Source organism: Pseudomonas sp. NPDC096917 (assembly GCF_044762555.1).
Classification (GTDB): Bacteria; Pseudomonadota; Gammaproteobacteria; order Pseudomonadales; family Pseudomonadaceae; genus Aquipseudomonas.
The window spans coordinates 100,478-115,248 of sequence record NZ_JBIWEO010000006.1; the positions used below are offsets into that span (position 1 = coordinate 100,478).

The following is a 14,771-nucleotide window of genomic DNA, read 5'->3' on the forward strand; positions in this document are numbered from 1 at the left end:
AAGTGACAGGCTGAGCAGCCTGCCACTGAAACGCTGTGGCCCGTGGCTTACATCAAACGCTTCCGCTCGCTTGAAGGCGCGATCCCGAGGGATTCGCGGTACTTGGCTACGGTGCGACGGGCCACCTGAATACCTTGTGCCTCCAGTAAACCAGCGATCTTGCTGTCACTCAACGGCTTTTTCTGATTTTCAGCCGCGACCAGTTTTTTGATGATGGCGCGGATCGCTGTGGACGAGCATTCCCCCCCTTCAGAGGTGCTGACGTGACTCGAAAAAAAGTACTTCAATTCATAAATACCGCGCGGGGTATGCATGAACTTCTGGGTGGTCACCCGTGAAATGGTCGATTCGTGCATGCCGACGGCTTCTGCAATGTCATGCAGGACCAGCGGTTTCATCGCCTCGTCACCATATTCCAGAAAACCACGCTGATGCTCGACGATTTGGGTCGCCACTTTCATCAGTGTCTCATTGCGGCTCTGCAGGCTTTTGATGAACCAGCGAGCTTCTTGCAACTGGTTGCGCATGAAGGTGTTGTCGGCGCTGGTATCAGCTCGGCGTACGAAACCTGCGTATTGCGGGTTGACCCGCAGGCGCGGCACCGACTCCTGGTTCAATTCCACCAGCCAGCGCTCGTTGTCCTTGCGCACGATGACGTCAGGAACGACGTACTCGGCTTCGCTGGACTCGATTTGCGAGCCAGGACGCGGGTTCAGGCTTTGTACCAGCTCGATGACCTGGCGCAGCTCGTCTTCCTTGAGCTTCATGCGGCGCATCAACTGGCTGTAGTCGCGGGCGCCCAGCAGATCGATGTAATCGGTCACCAAGCGCTTAGCTTCGTTAAGCCAAGGTGTTTTCGCGGGCAGTTGGCGCAATTGCAGCAGCAGGCACTCGCCCAGATTGCGCGCACCAATGCCGGCCGGTTCGAATTGCTGAATGCGGTGCAGAACGGCTTCGATCTCGTCGAGTTCGATGTCCAGTTCTGGATCAAAGGCTTCCAGGATCTCTTCGAGCGTTTCGTCGAGGTAGCCCTGATTGTTGATGCAGTCGATGAGTGTTACGCCGATCAGTCGATCGGTGTCTGACATTGGCGCGAGGTTCAATTGCCACAGCAGATGGCTTTGCAGGCTTTCACCAGCAGAGGTGCGGGTAGTGAAGTCCCACTCGTCATCATCGCTGCTTGGCAAGCTGCTGGCGCTGGTCTGGTAGATGTCTTCCCAGGCAGTGTCGACAGGTAGATCGTTAGGGATGCGCTCGTTCCAATCGCCTTCTTCCAGGTTATCCACAGTCGGCGCGGATTCTTGGTAAGAAGGTTCCGGAATGTCGTTACTGGGTTTTTGCTCAATGTTGTCTGCCAGGGGATCAGCATTATCGAAGTCGTCGCCATCTTCCTGGCGTTCGAGCATCGGATTGGATTCCAGGGCCTCCTGGATTTCCTGTTGCAGGTCCAGGGTCGACAATTGGAGCAGACGGATGGCTTGTTGCAGCTGAGGTGTCATTGTCAGCTGCTGGCCCATTCTCAGGACTAGCGATGGTTTCATGGCAGGGGCTTAACACCTTATTCGCCGGCGCACATGGCGCCATCCACTACAAGGGCGCGTGAGCGCCAAACATAAGCAAATTATATGCCTGTAACCGGTGCGTTTGCCTAGGGGGCATTTTTAATAAGTTTGTGTTATGGCCGATAACGGCGTGAGTGCGGACCCTGAAAGACGCGGCAATGCATGCGATTGCTCAATGCTTCAGGGCCCGCTCTCCCGTGGGTTTAGAGGCGGAACTCGTGACCCAGGTACACTTCTCTCACCAACTCGTTGGCAAGAATCGTTTCAGCATCGCCTTCAGCGATCAGTTGACCGTCGTTGACGATATAAGCCGTTTCGCAGATGTCGAGGGTTTCACGGACGTTGTGATCTGTGATCAGCACGCCAATGCCCTTGGCTTTGAGGTGATGAATAATTTGCTTGATGTCGCCCACGGAGATGGGGTCAACGCCTGCAAACGGTTCATCGAGCAAGATGAACTTGGGGTTGGTGGCCAATGCGCGGGCAATTTCTACCCGGCGACGCTCACCACCGGACAAGCTCATGCCGAGGCTGTCGCGGATGTGGTTGATATGGAACTCCTGCAGCAGGCTTTCCAGTTCTTTGCGACGACCGGCCTTGTCGAGTTCGTGGCGCGTTTCGAGAATCGCCATGATGTTATCGGCCACCGACAGCTTGCGAAAAATCGAGGCTTCTTGTGGCAGGTAGCCGATGCCGGCTCGCGCGCGGCCATGCATAGGTTGGTGGCTGACGTCCAGATCGTCGATCAGCACTCGACCTTGATCAGCCTGAACCAGGCCCACGATCATGTAGAAACAGGTGGTTTTACCCGCACCGTTTGGGCCGAGCAAGCCAACGATTTGCCCGCTGTCGATCGACAGGCTCACGTCACGTACCACTTGGCGACTCTTGTAGCTTTTAGCTAAATGCTGGGCTTTAAGAGTTGCCATTACTGGGCCTTCTGCTGGTCGGTTTTCTTCTTCGGCTGAATCACCATGTCAATGCGTGGACGAGGTGCGGTGACACTTGTGCCATTGGCTCGGCCGGCATTGGCAACTTGTTTGACGGTGTCGTAGACGATCTTCTCGCCCTCGGTCGTGTTGCCGTCATTGATGACTTTGGCCTTGTCGATCAGCACGATGCGGTTTTGCGGCGCATGGTATTGAATCGTCACGGCATACGCCTGAACCGGTTTAGGGTCAGTCGCTTTTTGCAGTTGCTCGAAGTAAGCCAGATTACCTACCGATGTCACCACGTCGATTTCGCCCGCAGCATTGCGGGTAATGGTGACGGTGTTGCCGGTAATTTTCATTGACCCCTGGGTGATGATGACATCGCCCTTGTAGGTGGCGACGCCTTGTTTGTCATCCAGTTGGGCTTCGTTGGCCTGAATACGGATAGGCTGTTCATTATCATTTGGCAGAGCCCAGGCGCTCACGCTTCCCAGTGCTGCGCTCAAGCTGAGCAATAAAGGGAGGGTTTTAACGAGACTCATACTGTCCTCTTACGTTGGACAGCAGGTCCATCCTGCCGTCTTTCAAATATGCTTTCATGCCCTTGCCAGTCGTCACACCACCAGCGCCGTCGATTCTAACGTCTCGATCAGTCTGCGCATATTGCTTCTGCGGGAATACAGTCATACGGGTACTGGTAATAATCGTAGTGCGGTTTTTTTCGTCTGTACGGGCAACGCGCACAGAGTCGATCAATTCGACCTGGCTGCCGTCTGGATTGACTTCGCCGCGTTCGCTCTGCACGTGCCAAGGGTAGGTCGTGCCGCGATACATTTGCAGGTCAGGCTTGGTCAGCAATGTGACTTCAGATGCCTTCAAATGTTCGACCTTGTCTGATGTCATTTCATATTGCAGCTTGCCGTCCGGCAAATACTGCAGGCTATGCGCATTGATTGCGTAATAGTCGATAGCGGTTTCGTCGACGGCCGTTGCGGGCTGGTCGAGAAAACGTTCCGGGCTGATATTCCAGTAGCCAACTGCCGCAAAAAGCGCGGCAATGACTGTGAATAACAGAATTTTACGAATTTTTTTACTCAGCATGGAAAGCTCTATAGGTAGGCGGCGTGGGCTGCATCCAGGTGGCCTTGGGCGCGCAGGATAAGCTCGCAAAACTCGCGGGCAGCACCTTCGCCGCCGCGTGCCTGGGTAACTCCATGGGCGTGTTCACGAACAAAGCTGGCAGCATTGGCTACCGCCATGCCCAGACCGACACGGCGAATAACCGGCAAGTCGGGCAGGTCATCGCCCAAATAGGCGACCTGCTCATAGCTTAGGCCGAGTTGGCCGAGAAGCTCGTCCAATACCACCAATTTATCTTCACGGCCCTGATAAAGATGCGGGATGCCCAGATTTTGCGCGCGGCGTTCGACCACAGGGGTCTTGCGACCGCTGATGATTGCTGTTTGCACGCCAGCGGCCATCAGCATCTTGATACCTTGGCCGTCTAGGGTATTAAAGGTCTTGAATTCGCTGCCGTCTTCGAGGAAGTACAGGCGGCCGTCGGTCAGAACACCGTCGACGTCGAAAATCGCCAGTTTAATGTCTTTGCCGCGTTTAAGCAGTTCATGGGTCATTACATGACTCCTGCGCGCAATAAGTCGTGCATGTTCAAGGCGCCAACCGGGCGGTCTTCCTCGTCGACAACGACCAGCGCGCTGATTTTGTGGTCTTCCATGATTTTCAAGGCCTGGGCCGCAAGCATCTCGGCCCTGGCCGTTTTGCCATGCGGTGTCATGACTGAATCAATGGTTGCATTGCGGATGTCAATTTCACGATCCAGGGTGCGGCGCAGGTCGCCGTCGGTAAAGATCCCGGCCAGTCGACCGTCTTCTTCTACGATGACCGTCATGCCCAGACTTTTGTGGGTCATTTCCATCAAGGCTTCTTTAAGCGAGGTGCCGCGTACCACTTTCGGCAATTCATCGCCCGAATGCATGACGTTCTCGACCTTCAGCAACAGGCGGCGGCCCAGGGCGCCACCTGGGTGCGAGAAGGCAAAGTCTTCAGCGGTAAAGCCGCGAGCGTTAAGCAGTGCCACGGCCAGGGCATCGCCCATGACCAGAGCTGCGGTGGTGGAGGAGGTCGGCGCCAGGTTTAGCGGACAGGCCTCGTGGTCGACATGAACATTGAGGTTCACTTCGGCGGCTTTTGCCAGTGTCGAGTTCGGGTTGCCGGTCACGCTGATCAGTTTAATACCCAGGCGCTTGATCAATGGCAAAAGGGTTACGATTTCAGCCGTTGTTCCGGAGTTGGACAGGGCAAGGATGATGTCATCGCGAGTGATCATGCCCATGTCACCATGGCTGGCTTCAGCAGGATGAACAAAAAAGGCCGTTGTGCCGGTGCTGGCCAGGGTGGCGGCAATTTTGTTGCCTACATGGCCCGATTTGCCCATGCCGACCACGACTACTCGGCCCTTGCTTGCCAGAATCATCTCGCAAGCGCGCACAAAATCAGCGTCGATACGAGTCAGCAAACCTTCTACGGCTTCCAGTTCGAGGCGGATGGTGCGTTGACCAGATTGAATCAAGTCGCTGGATTGGCTCATGTTTAAGGTCGGGTAGCCTGAGAAAAGGCAGAGATTATAGCGGTTATGCGCAATTCCCTCACGCTTGATCGTCGTCCTTTGTTGCCTCAAGTAACAAGGTGCTATTGGGCTTGTGGATAAATCGACTTTATTTAACTGTCAGTAACCTGCGAGGGCACTCCTTCGGCCTTGGGCGGTCTGTATCAGCAGTGGTATAGTTCGCCGCCAGTTCGGCCCGCTCAGGAAACGCGTGCTTCCCAATCAGAAGCTTGGTGTCCGGGTGAGAGGCAGAAGCTGCATCGCAAGGAGTTTAGATGAGCGCCGATAACGCCTACGCGGTCGAGCTGAAGGGGGTTTCCTTCAAGCGCGGTACGCGCAGCATCTTCAATAATGTCGATATTCGAATTCCGCGTGGCAAAGTCACGGGAATCATGGGCCCGTCCGGCTGCGGCAAGACTACCCTTTTACGTTTGATGGGAATGCAACTGCGTCCCAGCAACGGCGAAGTGTGGGTCAACGGCCAGAATCTGCCGACCTTGTCGCGCAGTGATCTGTTCGATGCTCGCAAGCACATGGGGGTGTTGTTTCAGAGCGGAGCCTTGTTCACCGACCTGGATGTGTTCGAAAACGTAGCGTTCCCGCTGCGCGTTCACACTCAACTGCCCGAAGAGATGATTCGTGACATCGTTCTGCTTAAGTTGCAGGCGGTGGGGTTGCGTGGGGCAATCAACCTGATGCCTGACGAGCTGTCGGGGGGCATGAAGCGTCGTGTGGCGTTGGCGCGAGCGATTGCCCTTGACCCGCAAATCCTGATGTATGACGAGCCCTTTGTGGGACAAGACCCCATTGCCATGGGAGTGCTGGTGCGGCTGATCCGCCTGCTCAACGACGCGTTGGGCATCACCAGTATCGTGGTTTCCCACGATTTGGCTGAAACAGCGAGTATTTCCGACTATTTATATGTCGTCGGTGATGGTCAGGTGTTGGGGCAGGGCACGCCAGAAGAGCTGATGAATGCCGATAACCCGCGCATACGCCAGTTCATGACCGGCGATCCGGATGGCCCGGTTCCGTTCCATTTCCCGGCGTCAGACTACCGAACCGATCTTCTGGGGAAGCGTTGATGCCCAAAAAATCAATTATTGATCGTGTCGGATTGTTCGGCCGAGCCGGGATCGACATGGTCTCGGTGCTGGGGCGTTCGACGATCTTCCTGTTTCACGCATTGCTGGGGCGTGGTGGCATTGGCGGTGGGTTTGGGCTGCTGATCAAGCAACTGCACTCTGTCGGTGTCATGTCGCTGGTGATTATTGTGGTGTCCGGGGTGTTCATCGGCATGGTGCTGGCGCTGCAAGGCTTCAGTATCTTGTCCAGTTATGGCTCCGAACAGGCCGTTGGACAAATGGTTGCCCTGACCCTGTTGCGGGAACTGGGGCCGGTTGTGACGGCTCTATTGTTCGCGGGGCGCGCCGGGTCTGCATTGACCGCTGAAATCGGCAACATGAAATCGACCGAACAATTGTCCAGCCTGGAAATGATCGGCGTCGATCCGCTCAAGTACATCATTGCGCCGCGCTTATGGGCCGGATTCATTTCCCTTCCGCTGCTGGCGATGATTTTCAGTGTGGTCGGGATCTGGGGCGGTTCGTGGGTGGCGGTAGATTGGCTGGGCGTCTACGACGGTTCTTATTGGGCCAATATGCAAAACAGCGTGACCTTCAGTGGTGACGTCATTAACGGGATCATCAAAAGCATCGTCTTTGCCTTTGTGGTGACCTGGATTGCTGTGTTTCAAGGCTATGACTGCGAGCCCACATCAGAGGGGATCAGCCGTGCCACTACCAAGACCGTGGTGTATGCCTCACTGGCAGTCCTCGGGCTGGACTTTATTTTGACCGCCTTGATGTTTGGAGATTTCTGATGCAAAACCGCACCATGGAAATCGGTGTCGGCCTGTTCCTGCTGGCTGGCATCCTGGCTTTACTGTTACTTGCCCTGCGAGTCAGTGGACTGTCGCCGACGGCCAGTACAGACACCTACAAACTGTATGCCTACTTTGACAATATTGCCGGTCTGACCGTGCGCGCCAAAGTCACAATGGCGGGCGTAACCATCGGCAAGGTCACGGCAATTGATCTGGACCGTGACAACTTCACGGCCCGTGTCACCCTGCAGTTGGAAAAGAAAGTGGATAACCTGCCGACCGATTCGACAGCGTCTATCCTCACAGCTGGCCTGTTGGGCGAGAAGTACATCGGTATAAGCGTGGGCGGGGAAGACACTGTGCTCAAGGATGGCGGCACCATTCACGACACTCAGTCGTCGCTGGTCCTTGAAGACCTGATCGGAAAATTCCTGATGAATACCGTTAGCAAAGAAGCCAAATAAGGAGCTTTTAGATGATTTCTCTCTTGCGCCGTGGCCTGCTGATAATGTTGGCGGCAGCTATGCCCCTGATGGCGAGCGCTGCACCGGGGCCGTCTCCCCATGACATCGTGACTGACACTACCACGCGACTGCTGGCGGATCTGGACGCCAACAAAGAAAAGTACAAAGCAAGCCCGACCGAGTTTTACGACGCCCTGAACAACATTGTCGGGCCGGTGGTGGACGTTGATGGTGTGTCGCGCAGCATCATGACCGTCAAGTATTCGCGCAAGGCCACGCCTGCGCAGATGCAGCGCTTCCAAGACAACTTCAAGCGCAGCCTGATCCAGTTTTACGGCAACGCCTTGCTTGAGTTCAAGAACGAGGGCATTACCGTCGGTGACGCCAAGCAGCAGTCAAATGGCGACAACGTCTCTGTGCCTATGACTGTGCGGGGCGCCAATGGCGCGATTTACCCAGTGTCCTACACACTGACCAACGTCAATGGCGAATGGAAAGTGCGTAACGTCATCATCAACGGTATCAACATCGGCAAGTTGTTCCGTGACCAGTTCGCCGATGCCATGCAGCGCAATGGCAACGATCTGGACAAGACCATTGATGGCTGGGCAGGCGAAGTCGCCAAGGCCAAGCAAAAAACCGACGAGAAATTGAGCAAATGACTGACGCCGCCGTAACCCTGGCTGGCGAAAGCGAGTTGCGCCTCAGCGGCGTGCTCGATTATCAGACTGGCCCTCGCTTGCGCAAGGAAGGCCAGGCCCTGATCAAAAAGGCCTTGGCCAAAGCCTTGGTGGTGGATTGCTCGGCAGTCACCAAATCCAGCAGCGTCGGTTTGTCATTGTTGCTGTGTTACATCCGTGACGCACAAGCCCTGAACAAGCCAATGAGCATTACCGGTTTGCCCGACGACATGCGCGAAATCGCTCAGGTTTCGGGTCTGACCGAGTTGCTGGCACATCATTAATAGCCACTTATAGAGAGGCCCCCCGTCAGAGTCCTGTTATGCGGGGTTCGCAGGCGCGGGGCTTTTTTGTATGATGGCCGACCAGCGCGCGTTAGGCGCCGATTGAGGTTGAGCATGCAGGCCGTAGAAGTGAAGAGCTTTCTTGAAGAAAAGCTGCCTGGAACCCAGGTGGAAGTTGAAGGCGAAGGCTGCAACTTTCAACTGAACGTGATTAGCGACGAACTGGCGGCCCTGAGCCCGGTTAAGCGTCAGCAACAGATCTATGCCCATTTGAACCCGTGGATCACAGATGGCAGCATCCATGCGGTCACTATGAAATTCTTCAGCAGCGCGGCCTGGGCCGAGCGCGCCTGAGCACCCTGAGCCAATAGGCGTCGAGATTGTTATGGATAAATTGATTATTACCGGCGGCGTTCGTCTTGATGGCGAAATCCGTATTTCCGGGGCGAAGAACTCCGCGCTGCCGATTCTGGCAGCTACCTTGCTGTGCGATGGCGCGGTGACTGTGGCTAACCTGCCACACCTGCATGACATCACCACCATGATCGAGCTGTTCGGTCGCATGGGCATTGAGCCGGTGATTGATGAAAAGCTCAGCGTTGAAATCGATCCGCGCACCATCAAAACCCTGATCGCTCCGTACGAATTGGTTAAAACCATGCGTGCCTCGATCCTGGTGTTGGGCCCGATGGTTGCTCGTTTTGGTTACGCCGAAGTGGCGTTGCCAGGCGGTTGCGCCATTGGTTCGCGTCCAGTCGACCTGCACATCCGTGGTCTTGAAGCCATGGGCGCAGTGATTGACGTTGAAGGTGGTTACATCAAGGCCAAGGCGCCAGAAGGCGGCTTGCGCGGTGCGAACTTCTTCTTTGACACCGTCAGCGTAACGGGCACTGAAAACATCATGATGGCCGCTGCACTGGCCAAAGGCCGCAGCGTGCTGCAAAACGCCGCCCGCGAGCCTGAAGTCGTCGACCTGGCCAACTTCCTGAACGCCATGGGTGCCAAAGTCAGCGGCGCGGGCAGCGATACCATCACCATCGATGGTGTAGAACGCCTGCATCCTGCGGTCTACCGAGTGATGCCGGACCGTATCGAAACTGGCACCTACCTGGTTGCCGCCGCAGTGACTGGCGGCCGTGTGAAGGTCAAGGACACCGATCCGACCATTCTTGAAGCTGTGCTTGAGAAGCTCAAGGAAGCTGGCGCCGAGATCACCACCGGTGAAGACTGGATCGAGCTGAACATGCACGGCAAGCGTCCTAAAGCGGTGAACGTGCGTACGGCTCCGTACCCGGCGTTCCCGACGGACATGCAAGCCCAGTTCATTTCGCTCAATGCCATTGCTGAAGGCACGGGTGCGGTCATCGAGACCATCTTCGAAAACCGCTTCATGCACGTGTATGAACTGCACCGCATGGGCGCCAAGATCCAGGTCGAAGGCAACACTGCCATCGTCACCGGTACCGAAACGCTGAAAGGCGCGCCAGTCATGGCTACCGACCTGCGTGCTTCGGCCAGCCTGGTTATCTCGGCACTGGTTGCTGAAGGCGACACCCTGATCGACCGCATCTACCACATCGACCGTGGTTACGAGTGCATCGAAGAAAAACTGCAAATGCTGGGTGCCAAAATCCGCCGCGTTCCGGGCTAGTTTTTGCTGTCTGGCATCATGGGCACACGGATAGTGTCCAGCCGCCAGGTGACGTAAGCGCTCGCAAGCGTTACCTTACCTGGCCTCGAATCGTTCAAGTCGAGCCTGACTATCAGGCTCGATGCATGTCCGGCGCCGATTGTGTCCGGGCATAAGTACCCTGATAAGGACTTACGTTTCCCATGTTGACCATTGCACTGTCCAAGGGCCGTATCCTTGACGACACCCTGCCGCTTCTGGCTGAAGCGGGCATTGTGCCGACCGAGAATCCGGACAAAAGCCGCAAGCTGATCATCCCGACCTCACAACCCGACGTGCGTCTGTTGATCGTACGCGCCACCGACGTGCCGACTTATGTTGAGCATGGCGCGGCCGACCTCGGTGTTGCGGGTAAAGACGTGCTGATGGAATACGGCGGCCAGGGCCTTTATGAGCCTCTGGATCTTCAGATTGCCCAGTGCAAGCTGATGACTGCCGGTGCCATTGGTGCCGTTGAACCCAAAGGCCGCCTGCGTGTTGCCACCAAATTTGTCAATATCGCCAAGCGTTACTACGCCGAGCAGGGCCGCCAGGTCGACATCATCAAGCTGTACGGCTCGATGGAGCTGGCTCCGCTGATTGGCCTGGCCGACAAGATCATCGACGTGGTCGATACGGGCAACACCTTGCGTGCCAATGGCCTGGAACCTCAGGACTTCATTGCCGCCGTCAGCTCCCGTCTGGTGGTTAACAAAGCTTCGATGAAAATGCAGCACGCCCGCATTCAAGCCCTGATCGACACCCTGCGCAAAGCAGTGGAATCTCGACACCGCGGCTGACACACCTGCGCGATAAGGGGTTGATCCCTGACGTCGCGCCCATCCATCCGTGTAATCGCCAGAAATCTCAGGTACCCACGCGGATGGCTTGGTAGTCTTGTGGTGCCTGAGATCTGCAACCTCATAAATTCCAAGCATTCGCCCATTACCGAGGCCCTCGCTATGACCGCTCCCACCGCAATTCGCCGACTCAACGCTGCTGATCCGGACTTCGCGCAGCATCTGGATCATTTGCTGAGCTGGGAAAGTGTGTCTGATGACTCGGTTAACCAGCGCGTGCTCGACATCATCAAGGCAGTGCGCGAGCGCGGCGATGCGGCACTGGTTGAGTTCACTCAGCGCTTTGACGGGCTGAGCGTTAACTCGATGGCGGATCTGATCCTGCCACGCGAGCGTCTGGAACTGGCCTTGACCCGTATCACCGCGCCGCAACGTGAAGCGCTGGAAAAAGCCGCCCAACGAGTGCGCAGCTACCACGAAAAACAGAAACAGGAATCCTGGAGCTACACCGAAGCTGATGGCACGGTGCTGGGCCAAAAGGTGACGCCGCTGGATCGCGCGGGCTTGTACGTGCCAGGCGGTAAAGCTTCTTACCCGTCTTCGGTACTCATGAACGCGATTCCGGCCAAAGTGGCAGGCGTGGCCGAAGTGGTCATGGTCGTGCCAACCCCGCGTGGCGAGATCAATGAGTTGGTGCTGGCTGCGGCCTGTATCGCCGGTGTTGACCGCGTGTTCACCATCGGTGGTGCACAAGCCGTTGCCGCGTTGGCCTACGGCACCGAAAGCGTGCCGAAAGTCGACAAAGTGGTGGGGCCTGGCAACATTTACGTGGCAACCGCCAAGCGTCACGTATTCGGCCAAGTCGGGATCGACATGATCGCCGGACCTTCGGAAATCCTCGTGGTGTGCGATGGCCAGACCGATCCGGACTGGATCGCCATGGACCTGTTCTCTCAGGCCGAGCACGACGAAGACGCGCAAGCCATTCTGGTCAGCCCAGACGCCGAGTTCCTCGACAGCGTTGCCGCCAGCATCGCTAAGTTGCTGCCGACCATGGAACGCGCTGACATCATCAACACTTCGATCAATGGTCGCGGTGCGTTGATTCTGGTGAATGACATGCAGCAGGCCATCGATGTGGCCAACCGCATTGCCCCGGAACACTTGGAACTGTCGGTGGCCGACCCACAGGCCTGGTTGCCGCAGATCCGTCACGCGGGTGCGATCTTCATGGGGCGTCATACATCCGAAGCCTTGGGTGATTACTGCGCAGGCCCTAACCACGTATTGCCGACGTCTGGCACGGCGCGTTTCTCCTCGCCTCTGGGCGTATATGACTTCCAGAAGCGTTCATCGATCATCTTTTGCTCGGAGCAGGGCGCGTCTGACCTGGGCAAAACTGCCTCGATTCTGGCCCGCGGTGAATCACTGACCGGCCACGCTCGCAGTGCTGAATACCGGATCATCGCCGACACCGAACAGGGGCAATAAGCATGAGTAAATTCTGGAGTTCGTTCGTTAAAGAGCTGGTGCCTTACGTGCCGGGCGAGCAGCCAAAACTGACCAGACTGGTCAAGCTCAACACCAACGAAAACCCGTACGGTCCCTCGCCAAAGGCGCTGGACGCGATGCGGGCAGAGATTAACGACAACCTGCGTTTATACCCGGACCCCAACAGCGACCTGCTCAAGCAGGCGGTGGCCGAGTATTACGGTGTCCAGACGCGTCAGGTGTTCCTCGGCAACGGCTCTGACGAAGTGCTGGCCCACATCTTTAACGGCTTGTTGCAGCACGACAAACCGCTGCTGTTCCCTGACATCAGCTACAGCTTTTATCCTGTGTATTGCGGGTTGTACGGCATCGAGTTTGACGCCGTGCCGCTGGATGAGCAGTTTCAGATCCAGCCAGCGGATTATGCCAAGCCCAACGGCGGCATCATTTTCCCGAACCCCAATGCGCCGACCGGCTGTTTGTTGGCGCTGGAAGCGGTTGAGCAGATCCTCAAAGCCAGTCCGGATTCGGTGGTTGTGGTGGATGAAGCCTACATCGACTTTGGCGGCGAGACGGCCATCAGCCTGGTGGATCGCTATCCCAACTTGCTGGTGACTCAGACCCTTTCCAAATCGCGCTCGCTGGCCGGTTTGCGCGTGGGCCTGGCGGTGGGTCATCCTGATCTGATCGAAGCGCTGGAGCGGATCAAAAACAGCTTCAACTCCTACCCGCTGGACCGTGTGGCGATTGCAGGGGCTGCAGCAGCGTTTGCAGACCGCGAGCACTTCGAGCACACCCGTAAGGCCGTGATCGACAGTCGCGAGCAAGTGGTGGGTCAATTGCACGCGTTGGGTTTTGAAGTGTTGCCGTCGGCAGCGAACTTTATCTTCGCGCGTCACCCAGAACACGATGCGGCGGCACTGGCGGCCAAGTTGCGCGAGCAGGGCGTGATCGTGCGTCACTTCAAGCAACTGCGGATTGCGCAGTTCCTGCGGATCAGCATCGGTACGCCAGCGCAGAACGCGGCGCTGATTGAAGGGTTGGCGGATATTTAATCAACATCTGTAGCCGCCGCAGGCTGGGATCGAGCGCGCAGCGCTCGCTCTCCTTAGGCCACAGGAAGGTCCTGCGGCCCTTGTCGCAGCCTGCGGCAGCGGCTACCGCTAGCGGCTTGTGTTTATTTCTCTGGGTGCGCGGGCTGTTCCTGCTGTGGACGCAGGCCCACTTCGGCGGTGAGCTTAAGCTCTTTGCCGTTGCGCAATACTTGAATCTCTACCTTGTCCGAAGGCTTGATCCGGGCCACTTGGTTCATGGAGCGACGGCCATCGTTGGCGGGTTCGCCATCAATGCTCAGGATCACATCACCTAACTGCAGGCCGGCTTTTTGCGCAGGGCCGTCACGGAAAATTCCCGCGACCACGATCCCCGGGCGTCCATTCATGCCAAAAGACTCCGCCAAATCAGGTGTCAGCGACTGAACCTCAATCCCCAGCCAGCCACGAATAACCTGGCCATGCTCGATAATCGACTTCATGACTTCCATCGCCAGATTGATCGGGATGGCAAAGCCGATCCCTTGCGAGCCACCCGACTCGGAAAAGATCGCGGTATTGATACCGGTCAGGTTGCCATTGGCATCCACCAGCGCGCCGCCCGAGTTGCCAGGGTTGATCGCGGCATCGGTCTGAATAAAGTCTTCGTAGTTGTTCAAGCCCAACTGGTTGCGCCCAGTGGCACTGATGATGCCCATGGTCGTTGTTTGACCGACGCCAAACGGGTTGCCAATGGCCAGGGCAATATCGCCGATGCGCAATGTGTCAGAGCGCCCAATGGTGATGGCGGGCAAGTTTTTCAGGTCAATCTTGAGTACGGCCAAATCCGTTTCAGGGTCGCTGCCGATCACCCGTGCCAGTGTTTCACGACCATCCTTGAGGGCCACGACAATCTGGTCGGCGCCGCTCACCACATGGTTATTGGTCAACAAGTACCCTTCCGGGCTCATGATCACGGCCGAACCCAGGCTTGATTCCATACGCTTTTGCTTAGGCGCGTTGTTGCCGAAAAAGCGTCTGAACTGTGGGTCATCAAACAGCGGGCTGGCATTTTTGTTGACCACCTTGGTGGTGTACAGGTTGGCGACCGCGGGCGCCGCCCGCGTCACGGCGTCGGCATACGTGACCGGGCCTTGTTGCACGTAACTGGTTCGAGGGGCTTGTTGCAGATTAACGTCCAGCGTCGGCAAGCCGACCCACTGCGGATAACGTTGAATAATCAGCAAGGCGATAAGCACGCCAGCCAGCAATGGCCAGCCAAAAAAACGCAAAGCCTTAAACATTGAACTCAGTCCTGAAGGTTGCAGAGCCATCTCGACGGCCCAT

At 56.7% G+C, this 14,771-nt stretch carries 17 protein-coding genes; 10 read left to right on the forward strand and 7 right to left on the reverse strand.

The genetic code is table 11. From position 1 onward, the window contains the following. Positions 1–47 precede the first annotated feature (47 nt). From ACIQYF_RS08920 to ACIQYF_RS08945, 6 genes are all read right to left on the reverse strand, one after another. Entirely contained in the window at positions 48–1,541 is a 1,494-nt protein-coding gene (locus ACIQYF_RS08920; protein WP_402859681.1) for an RNA polymerase factor sigma-54, read from the reverse strand. Positions 1,542–1,765: 224 nt separating this feature from the next. Beyond that, positions 1,766–2,491 (reverse strand): LPS export ABC transporter ATP-binding protein, encoded by a 726-nt coding sequence (lptB, locus tag ACIQYF_RS08925; protein WP_402859684.1) that lies wholly within the window; start codon positions 2,489–2,491, stop codon positions 1,766–1,768. Continuing rightward, positions 2,491–3,036 (reverse strand): lipopolysaccharide transport periplasmic protein LptA, encoded by a 546-nt coding sequence (lptA, locus tag ACIQYF_RS08930; RefSeq protein WP_402859687.1) that lies wholly within the window; start codon positions 3,034–3,036, stop codon positions 2,491–2,493. The genes lptB and lptA overlap by 1 nt, the downstream gene beginning before the upstream one ends. Continuing rightward, entirely contained in the window at positions 3,023–3,595 is a 573-nt protein-coding gene (gene lptC, locus ACIQYF_RS08935) for an LPS export ABC transporter periplasmic protein LptC (RefSeq protein WP_402859690.1), read from the reverse strand. Before lptC ends, lptA begins: the two co-directional genes overlap by 14 nt. Positions 3,596–3,603: 8 nt before the next feature. After that, positions 3,604–4,128 (reverse strand): KdsC family phosphatase, encoded by a 525-nt coding sequence (locus ACIQYF_RS08940; protein WP_402859693.1) that lies wholly within the window; start codon positions 4,126–4,128, stop codon positions 3,604–3,606. Next, the gene (locus tag ACIQYF_RS08945) at positions 4,128–5,102 is read right to left on the reverse strand and encodes a KpsF/GutQ family sugar-phosphate isomerase (protein WP_402859696.1); all 975 of its coding nucleotides are present in this window, start codon (positions 5,100–5,102) and stop codon (positions 4,128–4,130) included. Before ACIQYF_RS08945 ends, ACIQYF_RS08940 begins: the two co-directional genes overlap by 1 nt. Positions 5,103–5,395: 293 nt before the next feature. On the opposite strand from ACIQYF_RS08945, the gene ACIQYF_RS08950 reads away from it, so the two are divergent. The 10 genes from ACIQYF_RS08950 (at position 5,396) to hisC (ending at position 13,448) form a co-directional block, all read left to right on the forward strand. Beyond that, positions 5,396–6,205 carry an ATP-binding cassette domain-containing protein gene (locus ACIQYF_RS08950; protein WP_402859699.1) on the forward strand — a complete coding sequence of 270 codons (810 nt, stop codon included), beginning with the start codon at positions 5,396–5,398 and terminating at the stop codon, positions 6,203–6,205. Beyond that, positions 6,205–7,002: a lipid asymmetry maintenance ABC transporter permease subunit MlaE gene (gene mlaE, locus ACIQYF_RS08955; RefSeq protein WP_402859702.1), complete on the forward strand. Its 798-nt coding sequence runs from the start codon at positions 6,205–6,207 to the stop codon at positions 7,000–7,002. Before ACIQYF_RS08950 ends, mlaE begins: the two co-directional genes overlap by 1 nt. Further along, positions 7,002–7,469 carry an outer membrane lipid asymmetry maintenance protein MlaD gene (gene mlaD / locus ACIQYF_RS08960; RefSeq protein WP_402859705.1) on the forward strand — a complete coding sequence of 156 codons (468 nt, stop codon included), beginning with the start codon at positions 7,002–7,004 and terminating at the stop codon, positions 7,467–7,469. Before mlaE ends, mlaD begins: the two co-directional genes overlap by 1 nt. An 11-nt stretch (positions 7,470–7,480) precedes the next feature. After that, the gene (locus tag ACIQYF_RS08965; protein WP_402859708.1) at positions 7,481–8,131 is read left to right on the forward strand and encodes a phospholipid-binding protein MlaC; all 651 of its coding nucleotides are present in this window, start codon (positions 7,481–7,483) and stop codon (positions 8,129–8,131) included. Beyond that, complete coding sequence (locus ACIQYF_RS08970; RefSeq protein WP_019408828.1) at positions 8,128–8,433, forward strand: lipid asymmetry maintenance protein MlaB; 306 nt, start codon at positions 8,128–8,130, stop codon at positions 8,431–8,433. The genes ACIQYF_RS08965 and ACIQYF_RS08970 overlap by 4 nt, the downstream gene beginning before the upstream one ends. Before the next feature lie 114 nt (positions 8,434–8,547). Beyond that, positions 8,548–8,787, forward strand: coding sequence for a BolA family protein (locus tag ACIQYF_RS08975; protein WP_402859711.1), 240 nt, complete (start codon positions 8,548–8,550; stop codon positions 8,785–8,787). A gap of 31 nt (positions 8,788–8,818) precedes the next feature. Beyond that, positions 8,819–10,084, forward strand: coding sequence for a UDP-N-acetylglucosamine 1-carboxyvinyltransferase (gene murA / locus ACIQYF_RS08980; protein WP_402859714.1), 1,266 nt, complete (start codon positions 8,819–8,821; stop codon positions 10,082–10,084). 182 nt (positions 10,085–10,266) lie between these two features. After that, a complete protein-coding gene (gene hisG, locus ACIQYF_RS08985) occupies positions 10,267–10,902 on the forward strand; it encodes an ATP phosphoribosyltransferase (RefSeq protein WP_019408825.1) in 636 nt (211 codons plus the stop codon). Positions 10,903–11,064: 162 nt separating this feature from the next. Then, positions 11,065–12,393 carry a histidinol dehydrogenase gene (hisD, locus tag ACIQYF_RS08990; protein WP_402859717.1) on the forward strand — a complete coding sequence of 443 codons (1,329 nt, stop codon included), beginning with the start codon at positions 11,065–11,067 and terminating at the stop codon, positions 12,391–12,393. A gap of 2 nt (positions 12,394–12,395) precedes the next feature. After that, the gene (gene hisC / locus ACIQYF_RS08995) at positions 12,396–13,448 is read left to right on the forward strand and encodes a histidinol-phosphate transaminase (RefSeq protein ID WP_402859720.1); all 1,053 of its coding nucleotides are present in this window, start codon (positions 12,396–12,398) and stop codon (positions 13,446–13,448) included. Between the two features lie 122 nt (positions 13,449–13,570). Here the strand turns inward: hisC and algW are convergent, their stop codons facing one another. After that, entirely contained in the window at positions 13,571–14,728 is a 1,158-nt protein-coding gene (gene algW, locus ACIQYF_RS09000; protein WP_402859723.1) for a Do family serine endopeptidase AlgW, read from the reverse strand. Positions 14,729–14,771 lie beyond the last annotated feature (43 nt).